Source organism: Pseudoalteromonas sp. S1650 (assembly GCF_005887195.1).
In the GTDB taxonomy this organism is placed as follows: domain Bacteria; phylum Pseudomonadota; class Gammaproteobacteria; order Enterobacterales; family Alteromonadaceae; genus Pseudoalteromonas; species Pseudoalteromonas simplex.
The window spans coordinates 44,610-60,570 of record NZ_PNDF01000013.1 but is presented as its reverse complement, the minus strand read 5'-3'; the positions used below and the strand labels follow the sequence as shown (position 1 = coordinate 60,570).

General features: G+C 42.9%; 13 protein-coding genes. 6 read left to right on the top strand and 7 right to left on the bottom strand.

The window, feature by feature from the left end:
* Positions 1–48 precede the first annotated feature (48 nt).
* Positions 49–2,511, top strand: a complete 2,463-nt coding sequence (locus CWB80_RS03770) for a glycoside hydrolase family 3 protein (protein WP_502704999.1) — start codon at positions 49–51, stop codon at positions 2,509–2,511.
* Positions 2,502–2,744 (top strand): hypothetical protein, encoded by a 243-nt coding sequence (locus CWB80_RS03765; RefSeq protein WP_138600370.1) that lies wholly within the window; start codon positions 2,502–2,504, stop codon positions 2,742–2,744. Before CWB80_RS03770 ends, CWB80_RS03765 begins: the two co-directional genes overlap by 10 nt.
* A gap of 120 nt (positions 2,745–2,864) precedes the next feature.
* On the opposite strand, the gene CWB80_RS03760 is transcribed toward CWB80_RS03765, so the two are convergent.
* The 4 genes from CWB80_RS03760 to CWB80_RS03745 form a co-directional block, all read right to left on the bottom strand.
* Positions 2,865–3,875, bottom strand: a complete 1,011-nt coding sequence (locus CWB80_RS03760; RefSeq protein WP_171041487.1) for a cupin-like domain-containing protein — start codon at positions 3,873–3,875, stop codon at positions 2,865–2,867.
* Positions 3,875–4,600, bottom strand: a complete 726-nt coding sequence (locus tag CWB80_RS03755) for a SapC family protein (protein WP_138600374.1) — start codon at positions 4,598–4,600, stop codon at positions 3,875–3,877. Before CWB80_RS03755 ends, CWB80_RS03760 begins: the two co-directional genes overlap by 1 nt.
* 20 nt (positions 4,601–4,620) lie before the next feature.
* A complete protein-coding gene (locus CWB80_RS03750; RefSeq protein WP_138600376.1) occupies positions 4,621–6,162 on the bottom strand; it encodes a tryptophan halogenase family protein in 1,542 nt (513 codons plus the stop codon).
* A gap of 90 nt (positions 6,163–6,252) precedes the next feature.
* Positions 6,253–9,213 carry a TonB-dependent receptor gene (locus CWB80_RS03745; protein ID WP_249362504.1) on the bottom strand — a complete coding sequence of 987 codons (2,961 nt, stop codon included), beginning with the start codon at positions 9,211–9,213 and terminating at the stop codon, positions 6,253–6,255.
* Positions 9,214–9,513: 300 nt separating this feature from the next.
* Here CWB80_RS03745 and CWB80_RS03740 point away from each other — a divergent pair, with 300 nt between their 5' ends.
* On the top strand, positions 9,514–10,125 hold the full coding sequence (locus CWB80_RS03740; protein WP_054552598.1) for a fumarylacetoacetate hydrolase family protein: 612 nt from the start codon (positions 9,514–9,516) through the stop codon (positions 10,123–10,125).
* On the opposite strand, the gene CWB80_RS03735 is transcribed toward CWB80_RS03740, so the two are convergent.
* The 3 genes from CWB80_RS03735 to CWB80_RS03725 all read right to left on the bottom strand — a co-directional run bounded on the left by CWB80_RS03735 (position 10,076) and on the right by CWB80_RS03725 (position 12,633).
* Positions 10,076–10,957: an ABC transporter substrate-binding protein gene (locus CWB80_RS03735; RefSeq protein ID WP_138600380.1), complete on the bottom strand. Its 882-nt coding sequence runs from the start codon at positions 10,955–10,957 to the stop codon at positions 10,076–10,078. The two genes, CWB80_RS03740 and CWB80_RS03735, sit on opposite strands and share 50 nt — an antisense overlap.
* A 182-nt stretch (positions 10,958–11,139) precedes the next feature.
* Positions 11,140–12,192, bottom strand: coding sequence for an aldo/keto reductase (locus CWB80_RS03730; RefSeq protein ID WP_054552596.1), 1,053 nt, complete (start codon positions 12,190–12,192; stop codon positions 11,140–11,142).
* Positions 12,193–12,204: 12 nt separating this feature from the next.
* The gene (locus CWB80_RS03725; protein ID WP_054552595.1) at positions 12,205–12,633 is read right to left on the bottom strand and encodes an acyl-CoA thioesterase; all 429 of its coding nucleotides are present in this window, start codon (positions 12,631–12,633) and stop codon (positions 12,205–12,207) included.
* Between the two features lie 153 nt (positions 12,634–12,786).
* Here CWB80_RS03725 and CWB80_RS03720 point away from each other — a divergent pair, with 153 nt between their 5' ends.
* From CWB80_RS03720 to CWB80_RS03710, 3 genes are all read left to right on the top strand, one after another.
* Positions 12,787–12,993: a hypothetical protein gene (locus tag CWB80_RS03720; protein ID WP_054552594.1), complete on the top strand. Its 207-nt coding sequence runs from the start codon at positions 12,787–12,789 to the stop codon at positions 12,991–12,993.
* Positions 12,994–13,054: 61 nt separating this feature from the next.
* Positions 13,055–14,107, top strand: a complete 1,053-nt coding sequence (dinB, locus tag CWB80_RS03715; RefSeq protein ID WP_138600382.1) for a DNA polymerase IV — start codon at positions 13,055–13,057, stop codon at positions 14,105–14,107.
* 106 nt (positions 14,108–14,213) lie between these two features.
* Positions 14,214–15,896: a carbon starvation CstA family protein gene (locus CWB80_RS03710; RefSeq protein ID WP_138600384.1), complete on the top strand. Its 1,683-nt coding sequence runs from the start codon at positions 14,214–14,216 to the stop codon at positions 15,894–15,896.
* Positions 15,897–15,961: the final 65 nt, after the last annotated feature.

The following is a 15,961-nucleotide window of genomic DNA, read 5'->3' as shown; positions in this document are numbered from 1 at the left end:
TTGAAAAAAACATTCACTCTCTGTTCGTTAATGATGGCAAGCGTCAGCATGCTAGGTTGTACTGGACAAGATAAGGTGACCAACGTGAGCACTGAGCAAGAAATTTGGCCAAATATCGAAACGGGCATTGCAGCAAATCCAGAAATGGAAGCACAAATTGCGAAAATGTTGGCAAATATGACCCTTGAGCAAAAAATTGCGCAAATGATCCAGCCAGAAATTCGCGATATAACCGTTGAAGATATGCGTAAGTACGGCTTTGGTTCTTACCTTAATGGCGGTGGTGCATTCCCAAATAATGATAAACATGCCAGCGCTGCAGATTGGATTGATCTTGCTGAAAAAATGTATCAAGCCTCAATTGATGACTCGCTCGATGGCAGCTCAATTCCGACTATGTGGGGTACCGATGCCGTGCATGGTCACAATAACGTAATTGGTGCGACATTATTTCCACATAACATTGGTTTAGGTGCAACAAACAACCCTGAGTTAATCGAAAAAATTGCCGCCGCTACCGCGCAAGAAGTGATGGTAACTGGTATCGACTGGGTATTTGCACCAACTGTGGCAGTTGTTCGTGACGACCGTTGGGGCCGAACTTATGAAGGCTATTCTGAAGACCCTGAAATTGTAAAAGCGTATTCAGCAGCCATTGTTAAGGGGTTGCAAGGTGCGGTTGATGACGACTTTTTATCTGATAAACGTGTGATCAGTACGGTTAAACACTTTTTAGGTGATGGCGGCACAGAAGGCGGTGATGACCAAGGTAATAACACGGCATCTGAGCAAGAGTTATTTGATATTCATGCACAAGGTTATGTAGGTGGCTTAGGTGCGGGGGCGCAAACCGTAATGGCGTCATTCAACAGCTGGAATGGTGAAAAAATTCATGGCAGTAAATACCTACTTACCGACGTGCTAAAAGATAAAATGGGTTTTGATGGTTTTGTTGTTGGTGACTGGAACGGCCACGGTCAAATTCCGGGTTGTACTAATGGCAACTGTGCGCAGGCTGCAAATGCGGGTCTTGATGTGTACATGGTACCGACAGATGCATGGAAACCACTTTACGAAAACCTTATTAAGCAAGTTAAAAGTGGCGAAATTGCACAAAGCCGTATCGATGATGCAGTAACACGTATCTTACGTGTAAAAATGCGCGCAGGTTTGTTTGATAAGCCAAGCCCTGCTAAGCGTCCGCTTTCAGGTAAAACAGAGATCATTGGTAGTGCAGAACATCGCGCAGTTGCAAAACAAGCAGTCCGTGAATCACTAGTACTACTTAAAAATAAACAACAGTTGTTACCGCTATCAGCAAATGCAAATGTATTAGTTGCCGGTCAAGGCGCTGATAACATCGGTATGCAGTCAGGTGGTTGGACAATCACTTGGCAGGGTACAGGTAACGAGAATAGCGACTTCCCGGGGGGTTCTTCAATTTTTGATGGGATCAAAAATACAGTTGAGCAAGCCGGTGGTCAGGTTCAATACAATGTGAATGGCGAATTTGAATCTAAGCCAGATGTCGCGATTGTGGTGTTTGGTGAGCAGCCGTATGCAGAAGGTAATGGTGATTTAGATAACCTTGAATACCAACGTGGTAATAAAACTGATTTAGCCCTGCTTAAAAAGCTAAAAGATGCCGGTATTCCTGTGGTGTCGCTATTTATTAGTGGCCGCCCAATGTGGGTGAATGCAGAGCTGAATGCCAGTGATGCGTTTGTCGCAACTTGGTTACCAGGCAGTGAAGGTGATGCAATCAGCGATGTTATCTTTAAAAAGCAAGATGGTTCTATCAATCATGACTTTAAAGGTAAGTTATCGTTCTCGTGGCCAAATAACCCGGTAGGTAACCAAAACCGTGGTGATAAAGACTACTCGCCACTATTGCCTTATGGCTTTGGTTTAACTTACCAAGATAAAAACACATTAGCAGATGACCTTAGCGAAAAATCACAAGTTGCCGCTAAATTAGAAGACTTAGTATTATTTGAACGTGCCGTAAAAGCACCGTGGTCACTGCAACTACAAAGTGGTTCTGAGCAACAAGCCATGACCAGTAGCCGTGCAGCCCTTAACGCTGTTAGCGTAAAAACCTTTGATAAAGACGTACAAGAAGATGCGCGCGCAATCAGCTTTAATGGTAAAGAAGCAGCTGCGGTTCGTTTAATGGCGGCGTTTCCATCGGATTTACGTTCCTACGTTGAAAAAGCGGGTCAACTGCAAATGCAGATTAAGGTAGACCAAGCTGCTGATGCGCCGTTAATGCTGGGTATGCAATGCGGTGAAAACTGTGACGGCCAATTTGATATTAGCAAGCAGGTTAAAGCTGCAAATGATTGGCAAACCTTGACAATTGATTTGAGCTGCTTTGTAGAGCAAGGTGTGCAGCTTGGGCAAGTATTCTCGCCTTGGCAATTAGCCACTGAAGGTGCATGGCAAGTATCAATTGCTAAACTATCAGTAACGAGCGCGCACACCGAGGACGCAACAGTCTCATGTCAGTAAAATCGTATGCTGTTATTTTGCTAACAGGTGCGCTTAGTGCCTGTCAGCAAACCCCTGCGCCTGTCAAAGCCAGCCTAGGAGAAGGCTGGCAGTTAGTTTGGCAAGATGACAAAGTGTTGATTTTGCCGGTTATCCTAAGCAAATGCTGGTGGATTACGTACGTGTTTTTCAATGTAGTAAAAATAGTGAAACAGGTATCGGCTGTGCAACAACACAGCCATCAGCAGCACTAATAAAGGGTAAGAACAATCCGCAATAGTACTTATTTAAGCGGATTGCTATAAGTGAATTATGAACCAAGAGCCTGCAGATGCTTCGCCGAACTCGTTGCATTCGCTGGCTTTTGGTTCATTCTATCGGTTGAGTTTTTGTAGTAATAGCTGCCTTATTCTTCTGGCCGTTAGTTCGTCGATATCCGCTAATATCCCTTGCGCAGGCTCAGCAACGTGGCTTGCTAAATCCACATCATCAGCAAACACATAATGATTAAAGAGTTTCTGCCATTTTTGTTTATGCTCGCTTGGCAAGTCTTTAATTGCCAGCATACTGTGCAGCATGGCATCAAATGGGTTTGCTAAATACTCTGGGGCTTGTCGCCACCAATAGTTCACCAACACATTAAACGGACTGGTTGCGCTAACCTGATGCCACCAAAGCGCTGGAATATAAATAGCGTCGCCAGGGCCAAGAGTTGCCGATTGCGTCTTTGCTATAGCCTCTTTAAAACGTGGAAAACGGTTGAAATCGGGGTTATTAAAATCAACCAAGCTAACCGCTTGCCCAGCGGGTGTAAATTCGAGTGGACCAACGTAAAGATTATTGACCTGATCAGTTGGCAACAGAGTAAAGGTACGCTTACCCGCAGCAACACAAGCTAGGTTATCGGCGTTGTCATAGTGAGCGGCAATCTGACTATGATTTCCCACCCAGAGGCTGGTTAAGCAGTTATAATCGGTCACTGTTAATGGGTTTTTAACACTAAAGCCCGGAGCGCAATACTCCACAGCAGTAGAGCCCATATACAGTGAATCACTGTCGGTTTGTGTGATTGAACGTGCTAATTTTTGCAGCACAGAAACTAGGTTATCGGCGTGCTGTGAGAAATTAAGCCCTGAGAAATCAGCGTTATAAAAATAGCGTCCCTGATGAATTGCTTGGCTGCTAAAACTGCGTACTGGGGCGTTATTGGCAAGCCCTAAAAGGTAGTCTAAGGCGTTTTTAGAACTTTGTTTAGCTGCCATGACTTGGGGCCAATCAACGCAGAGATCTCTTATGACCAGTGGTTCAGTTTGCTCAGCTAAAAACACTTTTAGATCAGCAATGCTTGAAGCCTGGCATTCTTTTATTGGCGCAGCCGCAAACATTACTGCTGAGCCCATTTTTTATTAAGCAAATGAGGAATGTGCTCCATTGATGCCAGCACCATATAAATAGCCTGTAGGTCACCTTGCTGTTGTAACTGCTTAAGCTGTTCAGCGGTTAAGCCGTTTAGCACCTGTTGGTTAATAGTATAAAAGCCGCTTACTGTGACTTTTTCGCCATTTTTATCTGCATATTCAATACTGAAAGCTTCGAGTAAATTAACGCTAAGCAAACGCTCAAAAAACAGATTAATTGTTTGGTGTTCTTGATGTAACGCGTTAAGTACTTGAGCAATATGATTTAAGTATTCGCTATTTCCACCATGTTCAAGGAAAATGGCTTCGCCATCACGTGTGCTTATGCGTGGGCTGTCTAAGTCGATATGTACCACCAGAGATTGCTCAGGAATACCATTGTTATACTGAGTTTGTTGGCCAATTAAAAATGGCTGGCGCTGCATACTTAGCGGTAAGTAACTCAGTTGCAATTCGCCTTGCTCGTTTAGCAGCAAGTTCTCACCATTTTCAAAACCAAATAAAGCGAGGGCTTCGAATTGACCTGTTTGCGGGTGCTTACGAAATACGATAGGTTGATTTGCTTGAACTTTAGCAAACTCACTAGGAAACACGGTAGTGCAGCTAATATTGTCGCCCCAGTTAGCACCGCGTGTGGTGATCACTTTTAGGTCTTTATGGCTGATGTTATCAAGTAAGACATGATTGGCCATTGGGCCTCCTAATACTGAGATTAAATAGGTTGTATACCAAATTGCTGAATATGATTTAACAGTTCGCGGTTAGTTGGTAGTTGTTGTAATCCGCGTTTGGCTTGTTGTTGGTTAGCACTAAAATGCTCAATAATTGCCGCAGGCATTGCAAGTACAGGAAACTGTGGCAATTGCTTCATGCCATAAAGCACATACTGGTAACTGGCTGCAGAGAAGACCTCTTGAGCACGGTCAAAGTCGTTTAACCACGGACTTTGATATTGCCAAAGTGCTAAGTTTTCTTGAAGTTGCAGAGGAATTGAGTTTGCCTCTTTATGAGCTTGCCAATAAGGGCTTGTGCGCTTTGACAACACATAATGCAGCTTTAAAAACTCAATGATACGTTGCCAGCGATAATGGCACTGCTCATCAAAACGTTTTGCCAGTGTCGGCATTGCAGCACGATGTGTTGGGAAATTAGCAAGTAAGTTATTAAGGCCAAGCTCCACCATGACTAACGCTGAGGCTTCAAGTGGCTCAATAAATCCCGCAGACATACCAATAGCTAAACAGTTTTTATACCAAAAACGGCGTCTATAGCCGGGCGTAAAACTAATTTCACGAAATATCAGTTCATTTTGCGCGGTGCCAGGCTGGGTTTTTGCAATGTACTGGCTAAGCGCTTGTTTCGCATCTTCGCTATTGGCAAAACGACTTGAGTACACCATACCTAGACCACGGCGGCTTTGTAAGCCGATATCCCAAATCCAACCAGCATCTTGCGCCGTGGCTTTGGTATAAGAAAGGATCTCTTGCTGCGGGTTTGAATAGGGCACCTGTACGGCAACGGCTCTATCGTTAAATAACACATCGTGTTGCTCGATTAGCTCTATACCGTAATGTTGATGTAACAGCTTTGCGTGGGTGCCAGAGCAATCAATAAATAAATCACCCGCAATAGTGCCATGATCGCGAGTTTGCAATGAACTAATATAGCCATCTTCATCACTATTGATGCATTCAACATGACTGACGATATGCTCAACGTTTAGCATGGTAGTGCAGTGTTGTTGTAGCAGCATGGCAAACTTACCAGCATCTAAATGATAGCCATAGTTTGCTTCACCTTGATAGGCACTATGTAAGTGGTTTTTCGGTGCTTTATGGTGATCGCATAAGTAGGTTTGGCTTGCCACCGCGTGGCTGAAACTCACGGCATCTTTGTTGGCAAACCAGTAAGGTGCAATATTTAATTGCTGATACGCTACAGGTAAGCTGAATGGGTGATAATAATGAGCATCGCCTTCATCGTCGCACCAGCCATCAAAACGTGAGCCTTGTTTAAAAGATGCATCACAACGTTGAATAAATTCACTTTCGCTGATGCCGATGGTTTTTAAGGTTTGTCGCATGGTCGGCCAAGTACCTTCACCGACACCAATGGTGGCAATATCGGGCGACTCAATCAGGGTAATTTGTGCGTTGTGAGTTAAATGAGGCTGGGCAGCAATTAAACCTGCAGATAACCAACCTGCTGTACCACCACCTAAAATGACGACTTTTTTTACTTCATTCTTTTGCATGTTTAAGGCCATCTCAAATGCTATGTAGACAAACTAGCATAATTATGAAAAAAAAAGCCGCTGTTGAGCGGCTTTTTTGACAACAAAATGCTAGAACGAGTAGCGGAAGCCGATGTTGTAGCGCGCACCGTATTGGTTTGCACGTAACAGCTGCTCAGAGTAACGAACGTAAGTACGTTGCGTTTCATCTGTCAGGTTAAGGCCTTCAACAAACACAGTTAGGTTCTCGTTAACTGAATAGTTCACGTTGATATCCCACTGGCCATAAGACTCAGTAAAGATAGGTGAAGCATGTTGGTCAAAGCCTGTTAAGAACTCATCACGCCAGTTATAAGAAATACGAGCCGATAAACCATTTAAATCATAAATCGCAGAGAAGTTAGCTGAATCACTTAAACCCGGTAGGGCAAATTGATAGCCGATAGCATCTCGGTCTGCTTCAACATCACCAAATACGAAAGTCGCGTTAGCGGCAATACCAAAGCCAGAATCACCAAACATATGTTGCGCTGCTAGTTCCCAGCCCCATAGATTTGCTGTTTCAACGTTGTTATCACGCGATACGAAGAAGTTTGCTAGAGGATCTGTATCGTTACCAACGATAGGTGTGCCTTCTTCTGTGCCTTCTTCTGTGCCTTGGTTTTCGTTGATCTTATCGTGAATTGCTTGGTCAGATGGTTGCTCACCCGCTGCCGCTAAATCGTCACGCGCTTGTTCAGCACGATCACCGATGAATGGGTCTGTAATACCGTCAATCGTCTCTTCGGTTGTGATATTTACAAGGAAGTTATCAACTTGCTTACGATAGTAACCCGCAGACATATAGCTGCCTTCACCGTAGTAGTATTCAAGTGATAGGTCGATATTATCTGAAGTATAAGGTTTTAAGTTCGGGTTACCCACAGCCACTTTACGTTGACCCACTTTCGGGTTACCTAAGAATGACGTTGTTGAGCGAAGCGCGCCTACAGGAGGACGAGCAAGGCTGCGGCTGTAAGAGAAACGTGCAATAACGTCTTCAACTACTTCGATGTTCATATCGATGCTAGGTAGAAACTCTTTGCTACTACCTTCACCGTTTGAGAATGAGCGTTCATCAGCGTAAATGTAAGACCATTCGTTACCGTTAACCCATTCCATTGCAACAGCAGGGCGCTCTAAGCTGTTTGCTGTAACATCTGTTGATTCGTAACGTAAACCCGCAGTGATGTTCACTGGCATACCGTTAAAATCTGTTTCGAAGTTAGCTTGTGCGTATACCGCCGTTGTTTCTTCGCTTACACGGTGGTCGTCATCGATTGGACCCGCTTGCACCATGCCGTTTACATCAGCAGGCCAGCTACATGCGCCAATACCGCCATCAGGGTGATCACAGTCAATGCTTTCGGCAATCGCGACAATCTCATCAAAATCAGCATCGTAGTAGTAATTTAATAACTTATCGCTACCACCACCAGAGAAGCCATCAAGTAAACCTGAGCTGTCGACACGAGTGAACATGCTGTCATCGTACCAATCGGCAGAGTTCAACCACCAACCAGCAGCAAGCTGACCTGAGTAGGCAGTTGTCGTACGGAAATCGATTTTAGTGTGTGATACACCAAAGTTAATGCTCGATAGAGCACCGCTGTCTTCGTTATACCACGTACCTTTTAACTGGTATTGGTCAAGATCGTTAGTGTTGGTATCTTTGTTTACACCGGCGAAAAGGGTTCCCATATCGCTCGGTAAAATTTCTGCTTGGCCATTGGTTAAGGTCATATCAATAAGCGGAATTTCGCCTTGGCTAAAGTCAGCCATTTTTTCGTCGATATTAACCGTTGGGTTTTCACACCATGAACATGATGTGTTACCAATGATCATAAACGCATCGTGGCCAATACCTACACCGGCACTTTCAGCCGATGAGTTATGCGCATCAAACTCAATGTTTAAATTATCTGTTACTTGCCAATCAATGTTTAAACCAAGCGATTTATTTTCGTTGGTTGTTGCACCACGGTTTAAGTTTGTAGAGTAGTCACCACCAATTTCAGTTACCTGTGTGTAAGTACCTTTTTCATTGATAGTTGCTGCGCTGACGTTACCACCATTATTGAACCATACACCAAAGCTACGGCCATCTTTTTCAAACTCGAGTTTTGAGTAAGTGTAATCAACGGTTGCAGTAATGCGGTCATTCGGTGCGTATTGCAGCACAAGTTGACCATTGGTACGTTTGCGTGAATTGTCTGAAAACGCGTAACCTGCATTTTGCGGATACCAGGTTGCGCCATCTGCGCGCTGGTTGTTATCTGTCAGTGCTAAATCAGGAGACGATGAAATATCAACATTTGGGATCCAGTTATCAACTGCCATTGATTGTTCGCGGTTATCACGTTCTTGAACTGAGCCTGAAATTAAAATCCCGAATTTGTCATCGTTGAATGTGTTGCTGTAGATACCTGAAAGCTCAGGCGTTACATCATCACCTGTTTCGTTTGATGTGTCGTGAACTGCTTTTGCACCAATCGAAGCGTGCAAACCAGGATTAGAAAGTGGTTTAGCTGTAGTGATATTAACTGTTGCACCAATACCCCCGCTAGGGATATCAGAACGTGCTGTTTTATATACTTCAACACCGCTCACACTTTCTGTTGCGATGTCACCAAAATCAAATGAACGACCGCCAGTTGTTGGCATTTGGCGATTGTTAAGGGTTACTAAGTTAAATTCAGGGCCAAAACCACGAACCGTAATTTTGCTACCTTCACCATTACTACGGTCAATAGACACACCGGTAATACGTTGCAAAGATTCAGCTAGGTTGGTATCAGGGAATTTACCAATGTCTTCAGAGGTAATTGCATCAACAACCCCCGCAGATTGACGCTTGATATCCATTGATTTTACTAGGCTTCCGCGAATACCTGATACTTGTATTACTTCAATATCACTTGCTTTGTCGGGCTGTTCTTCGGCGACAGCTGAGTGAGGAACTAGCGCGCTTAAACCCATTGCCATAGACAGGCTAATAGCAAGCTGCTTTTTCTTGAAAAGTGTGTGGTTCATGCAAATCTCCAGATTTGGTTTTATTTTATGTTGTTGTCTATTTTTGTAAGCGCTTACATTTCTTTCCAAAAAAAATCGCCGAACCCGATTTTTAAAATGTAACCGCTTACATTAAGTTATTAGAAAGTAAAACAATCGTCAACATAAATAACGCTTATAGTGAAAGGTAATATCTATGTTTATGTTATTATGAGAATTATTCTACCAATGAATTTACTTGTTTTAGGTACGAAATTGGCATGTTAATGCTAAAAATAAAAAATTGAGTCTTTTACATTTGTTAAAATGAGAGGTATTTGCGTGCAATCAGTGAAATGGAATAAAGAAGTATTCACCCCAAGCAAAATTATTTGCGTAGGTCGTAATTATGCTGCGCATATTGCAGAGCTTAACAATGAAACACCAACAAATATGGTGCTGTTTGCAAAACCAAATAGCGCCATCACTGATTCTCTTAATAGCGAACACTTAGGTGAGGCTCTACATTACGAAACTGAGCTTTGCTTTTTAGTTAAAGATAAACAGCTGGCAGCGGTTGCGCTTGGGCTTGATTTAACCAAACGAGGCTTACAAAGCACACTTAAAGAAAAAGGCCTGCCTTGGGAGCGCGCAAAAGCATTTAATGGTTCAGCGCTTTTTACTGAATTTGTTGCGGTTAATGCCAGTTGTCATTATCAATTTAGTCTAAAGATTGATGGAATAGACACTCAACTAGGCGATACAAGGTTAATGCTGCATAACGCAGAGCAAATCTTAGCTGAAATTAGTGATTTTATGGACCTAGAAGATGGCGACATCATTATGACTGGCACGCCTGAAGGGGTAGGGAAGGTTGTCGCAAATTCGAGCTTTGCTGTAACACTTATGGATGATCAACAGGAGCTGTTATCTCATCAGTGGCAGGCTCTTTAAGCGGGTCTAAAATAGAGCGCTGATAATAAGTTGAAAACTCAGGAAAGCTTTGTTCGAGCCAAATTCGTTGGCTTTGCTGGTATTTTTCACTCGGCAGTACTTTGTTTTTCAGCGCCTCATTGATTTCTGCAAGTACTTTTTCGGCATAATTATTAGGCGCATTTGTTGAGCAACCAATGGCACCAAAAACCACATTTTGAGTTGGATTAGCAATGCTGAGCTTTTGAATATTCTGTTGGTTTTGTTGATTGTAATAATCAGCAACAAATGGGTAATCAATTGTGTAATCAATGTAGCCATGCTCTAACTGCGATAGTAGCGCTTGGTTTGCATGGCTGCCGGTGCCACTTAATGCAGCACTCTCATAAAGCTTAGTATTTTTAGCTATTGCGTCCAGTTTACTGCCAAATTTTCGCGCATCATTTTGGCCATAAATAAAATTGGCATCAGTCAATAATGAAATTAATGACACTGGATTACCGTGTTTTTGCTTAATCTTTAGCGCTCTTTCTTCAGTACTTAACACGCTAAAGGATGGATAAACTGCAGTTGGAATAGAGTAAGTGGCACGGTTAGTTTTTTTATCTCGATGGATCATGCACGCGTAACACGCTAAGTGGCCATCATCGAGATATTTGCTTAATCGCTTAGGTGGCAATAGTGACTTTTGATGCTTAAAATTTGGCATTGCTTCAATCAGTAAGTCGGTTATGTTGTTGCACAAGCCACCTAAAGGATATTGCTCAGATTTATCAACAAAGAAAGGTTTGTTATCTGTTTCGAGCCAAGTTATAGAAAGCCGCTCTGAAGCATAGGTTATAGGAACAAGCACTATCACCATTATCATGCATAATATATGTTTTACGTATTTACTCATTAACAACCAAAAAAGTTAAATGCTGTGAATTACCATACACTAAAGTATTGGTGAAGTTGTAGGAGAAAGGTAAAAATGATGAATAAGTATTAATAAGCCTATCATTTAATAGACTTATTAATATTGCAGGGAGATGCTCAAAAAGGCATTGGATAACGGTTAAATACGTCAGCGATTTTATCGTTAGCTTCATCGCTTAATTGCACAGAAAAAGCATCTATATTTTCTTTTAACTGCGCCATAGATGTAGCGCCTATGATTGTTGAGCTTACGCCATCCACTTGATTACACCAAGCCAATGCAAGTTGTGAAGGGGTTAAATTAAAGGCGTTAGCAATTTCAACATATTCAGCAATCGCAGCGCGAGATTGTACTGTGTCTCTAAATAAACCATTACGTTGCACTAGCGTCCAACGACTACCTTCAGGGCGAGCACCATTTAAGTACTTACCGCTTAACATGCCGCCACCTAGCGGTGACCAAGGTAGGTAAGCAATATCTTCATGAATACATTGTTCAATTAAATACGGCCAATCTTTGGCGTGCAGGAGACTAAATTCGTTTTGAATAGAAACCATACGCGGAAGGTTATGCTGCTCACTTAAACGCAAGTACTGGCTAATGCCCCAAGGTGTATCGTCTGATAAACCACAGTGCTTAATTTTGCCAGCCTTGATACAGTCATTTAGACCTTCAAGAATATCTAACATACCCGCGATATTTTGTTCAGTGTCAGCTTCTGAGAAACATACTTTACCTGGCCACTGTTTACCAAAGTGCGGTGATGTACGGTTAGGCCAATGTAATTGGTATAAATCGATAACCTCAGTTTGTAAGCGTTTAAGAGATGCATCAACGGCTTCAACCACTGCTTGGCGAGTAATATCGCCTGCATCGCGGACCCACGGTAAGCCGTTACCTGCTATTTTAGTGGCAATGACAAGATCATCGCGTTTGTCTTTATTTCGCGCTAACCAATTACCGATGATCTCTTCTGTTTTACCGTAGGTGTCAGGAGAAGGTGGAACGGCATACATTTCGGCGGTATCAATAAAGTTAACGCCTTTATCTAACGCATAGGCGATTTGTTCATCGGCATCGGCTTGGTTGTTTTGCATACCCCATGTCATGCTACCTAAGCAGACACGAGATACATCAATACCACTTCGACCAAGTGGGCTATAAAGCATAATAGATCCTTGTTAATCGCTAGAATGGGCTTTAAGTGCAGTTAATAACTCATCATTTAACTGAGCTTTTTTACCCGTTTTAAAATTAAACATAACCACTTGTGATGAGCCAATGGTTGTTACTGCGTCTTGGCTTTCACTAAATACAGTGTAATGCATCATAAAGCGATCGTGTTCAATGTCACTGATCTTAACACCAACATGCACCGTATCAGGAAATGTTACTGGGCGTTTATAGCGAGCATTGTTCTCGCTGATCACCGGACCCACACCTGTTACTTGTAAATCTTTAAGAAAGCCTAGTTGAGTGAAAAAATCGATACGAGCTGTTTCGAAGTAGCGAAAGTACACCACATTATTAACGTGTTGTAGGGCATCCATTTCACCCCATGCGACATTTATTTTGGTTCTGATAGGGTGTTGTTCTATAAACGATTGCATAGTAAATCTTCATTGATTGTGAGAAAACTTAGGTTAGCAATATGATGCTTTTAGCTCAAGGAAATTAGAAATCTCAGTAAATTGTGCTAGATTTATAAGTTCACGCTTACGTAAAGTGTGAGTAAAATGAACACACATTAAAGGACCTTAATTATGCAGCAACTAACCTTGAGGGTGATAAAGTGGATTGCACTTTTCATCTTACTTGCTCTAGCTTTGCTCTGTTATAGCATGGGCACAATGTCAGGATTTATCGCTTTAATTGTCGTGGGCTTGTTATTCGAAGCCGCCTTTTGGTTATTTGGCGCACGGCTTATCAGTCGCAAAAAACCAAACCAACAAACAAGCCAAACCTCTTAGCTTGCACTCTCAGGAAGTTTAAATATAATAACTGTATATATAAACAGTTGTTGTGTTCCTGATGAAAAAATTCATTCACATCGATATGGACTGCTTTTATGCAGCCGTTGAGATGCGTGATAACCCCGCGCTTGCCAATGTGCCTCTGGCTATAGGTGGTAATAGTCGTCGCGGGGTGCTATCAACAGCTAATTATATTGCCCGTAAATATGGTGTGCGCTCGGCGATGTCGAACTATCACGCCAAACAACTGTGCCCCGATCTGGTTATCGTGCCCGGGCGCATGCAGGTTTACAAAGAAATTTCCACGCAAATTCGCGCCATTTTTGCAAAGTACACCGACCTTATTGAGCCGTTATCGTTAGATGAAGCCTACCTTGATGTAACCGACAGTACCGCATGCAAAGGCAGTGCAACACTCATGGCACAGCAAATCCGCCAAGAAATCTATGACACCACTGGGCTGACAGCCTCAGCGGGCGTTGCGCCAATTAAGTTTATTGCCAAAATAGCCAGCGATGAAAATAAGCCTAATGGTCAGTTTGTGGTATTACCCGATCAAGTTGATGACTTTTTGGCGAGTTTACCGCTTGGCAAAATTCCCGGCGTTGGCAAGGTGACCTTAGAAAAGCTGCAACTTAAAGGGCTTTACACAGGGGCTGATGTGCGTACGAAAGGGGTTAATTGGATGCAGCAGCACATTGGTAATTTTGGCGTGTCTTTATATCAAAAGTGTGCAGGCGAGTACGTTGGCAAAGTGTCAACTGAGCGAGTACGAAAGTCACTCAGTGTTGAGCACACCTATGAATACAACAAAAATAATTTAGACGAGTGTTTAAGCCAGTTACCCCGCTTGATAGATGAATTAACCCGCCGTCTTGATAAACAACAGTTAAACAACCGCATCAATAAATTATCGGTAAAAGTAAAATTTGCCAATTTTGTCGTGACCAGTGCCGATCAAAGCCACCATCAATTAGACGAACGCATTTTTGCTGAGTTAATGAGTAAAGCCTATGAGCGAGGTAATAACCAGCCAGTACGCCTGTTAGGGATAGGTGTCGGAATAAAGAGTCAGGCTCACGAGCATTTTCAGCTGAGTATATTAGACTAAAGGTTAACACCTTGGTGCTTGAAAGTTTGTTAGTGTCTAGTTGGGGTGCTAGGCCTGCCTAGTTCAACACCTTAGACAACATTATAACTTAATAAGAGAGATGACTATGCAATCGGTCGTAATCGTGCTGCTCGGAATAGTCGGTATGTTGTTCGGATGGTTCTTTTATTCGAAATTCATCGCCGAAAAAATATTTAAAATGGATGATAATTTTGTCACACCAGCTCATGAACTTGAGGATGGTGTGGATTATGTGCCAACTAACAAAGTTGTGTTATGGGGCCACCATTTCACCTCTGTTGCAGGTGCTGCGCCAATTGTTGGCCCTGCTATTGCCGTATATTGGGGCTGGGTGCCTGCGGTACTTTGGGTAGTATTTGGTACTATCTTTTTTGCTGGTGTTCACGACATGGGCGCTCTATGGGCCAGTGCGCGTAACAAAGGCAAATCAATGGGCGCTTTATCTGAAAGCGTAATTGGTAAACGCACCCGTGCATTATTTATGATTGTTGTGTTCTTAGTACTACTGATGGTGAATGCGGTATTTGGTGTGGTGATTGCCAAGTCATTTGTATCGCAACCTAACGCGGTATTCCCCGCTTGGTCAGCGATTGTAGTGGCCTTAGTTATTGGTCAGTTACTACGCCGTAAAGTGTCGTTAATTCCGCTTTGTTTAGTTGGTGTGGGAATTCTTTATTACACCATTTACCTTGGTAGTGGTATGCCAATTTCATTACCTGATGAAATGTTTGGTCTAAGTGCGAATGCGAACTGGATCATTATCTTATTTATTTATGCAGCCATTGCTTCGTTATTGCCAGTATGGATGCTGTTACAGCCTCGTGACTTTATCAACGGTATGCAGTTATTGGTTGGCTTAGTGCTTCTTTACGGTGCGGTGTTTGTATCGATGCCAGATATCACAGCGCCTGCGTTTAATACGCAAACGGCGGTAGATACACCAAGTATTATTCCATTGCTATTTGTGACCATAGCTTGTGGTGCGGTATCGGGTTTCCACGGTATTGTGTCTTCAGGTACCAGTTCTAAGCAGCTGAACAAAGAAACCGATGGCCGCTTTGTGGGTTACTTAGGTGCAGTAGGCGAAGGTATGCTTGCGCTTATTACACTCGTTGCAGTTAGTGGTGTTGCACTTGCTGTATCACCTGAAGAATGGCACGAAATTTACAGTCACTTAGGTGCCGGTAGTGTGAGCGCCTTTATTAATGGTGGCGCTAACTTAATTGAAAGTGGTTGGGGTATCTCGCAAGAGGTAGCTTCAACCTTACTTGCCGTAATGGTGGTCTTGTTTGCGGGCACTACCATGGACTCTGGCGTACGCCTGCAGCGTTATATCATTCAAGAGTGGGGTGATATTTATAATATCAGCATCATTCGTAATGGTATTGTAGCTACACTCATAGCAGTACTAAGCTGTTTACTGCTTGCCTTTGGTGCTGGTGGCGCTGACGGTAGCGGCGGTATGATCATTTGGCCATTATTCGGTTCGACTAACCAAATCTTAGCAAGCTTAACCTTACTGGTTATCTCGGTAATGCTAATTAAAGCGAATCGCCCAGCTAAATACACGCTTATACCAATGAGTTTCGTATTAGTTATGGCGTTCTTTGCTGGGGTTATTAAACTGGGTGAGTACTATCAACAAGGTAACTGGTTACTGGTGACACTTGATTTGTTAGTACTGGTTGTGAGCGTACTGGTTATGCTTGAAGCTTGGTCTGTGATTGTTAAGCATCGTAAAGACTCAGCAGACATTACAGAGCAGTAAACTTAGCTTGCCAGCCTTATAGTAAGCTGTCTTACTTGGCTGGCAATAGCGCCCTAAATCAATGA

What these genes read in the sequence shown, in the direction of transcription:
- CWB80_RS03750 (WP_138600376.1), bottom strand. Translation starts at nt 6,162, where the DNA reads ATGCAAAAGAATGAAGTAAAAAAAGTCGTCATTTTAGGTGGTGGTACA.
- dinB (WP_138600382.1), top strand. Translation starts at nt 13,055, where the DNA reads ATGAAAAAATTCATTCACATCGATATGGACTGCTTTTATGCAGCCGTT.
- CWB80_RS03710 (WP_138600384.1), top strand. Translation starts at nt 14,214, where the DNA reads ATGCAATCGGTCGTAATCGTGCTGCTCGGAATAGTCGGTATGTTGTTC.
- CWB80_RS03765 (WP_138600370.1), top strand. Translation starts at nt 2,502, where the DNA reads ATGTCAGTAAAATCGTATGCTGTTATTTTGCTAACAGGTGCGCTTAGT.
- CWB80_RS03730 (WP_054552596.1), bottom strand. Translation starts at nt 12,192, where the DNA reads ATGCTTTATAGCCCACTTGGTCGAAGTGGTATTGATGTATCTCGTGTC.
- CWB80_RS03755 (WP_138600374.1), bottom strand. Translation starts at nt 4,600, where the DNA reads ATGGCCAATCATGTCTTACTTGATAACATCAGCCATAAAGACCTAAAA.
- CWB80_RS03720 (WP_054552594.1), top strand. Translation starts at nt 12,787, where the DNA reads ATGCAGCAACTAACCTTGAGGGTGATAAAGTGGATTGCACTTTTCATC.
- CWB80_RS03725 (WP_054552595.1), bottom strand. Translation starts at nt 12,633, where the DNA reads ATGCAATCGTTTATAGAACAACACCCTATCAGAACCAAAATAAATGTC.
- CWB80_RS03745 (WP_249362504.1), bottom strand. Translation starts at nt 9,213, where the DNA reads ATGAACCACACACTTTTCAAGAAAAAGCAGCTTGCTATTAGCCTGTCT.
- CWB80_RS03760 (WP_171041487.1), bottom strand. Translation starts at nt 3,875, where the DNA reads ATGTTTGCGGCTGCGCCAATAAAAGAATGCCAGGCTTCAAGCATTGCT.
- CWB80_RS03770 (WP_502704999.1), top strand. Translation starts at nt 49, where the DNA reads ATGCTAGGTTGTACTGGACAAGATAAGGTGACCAACGTGAGCACTGAG.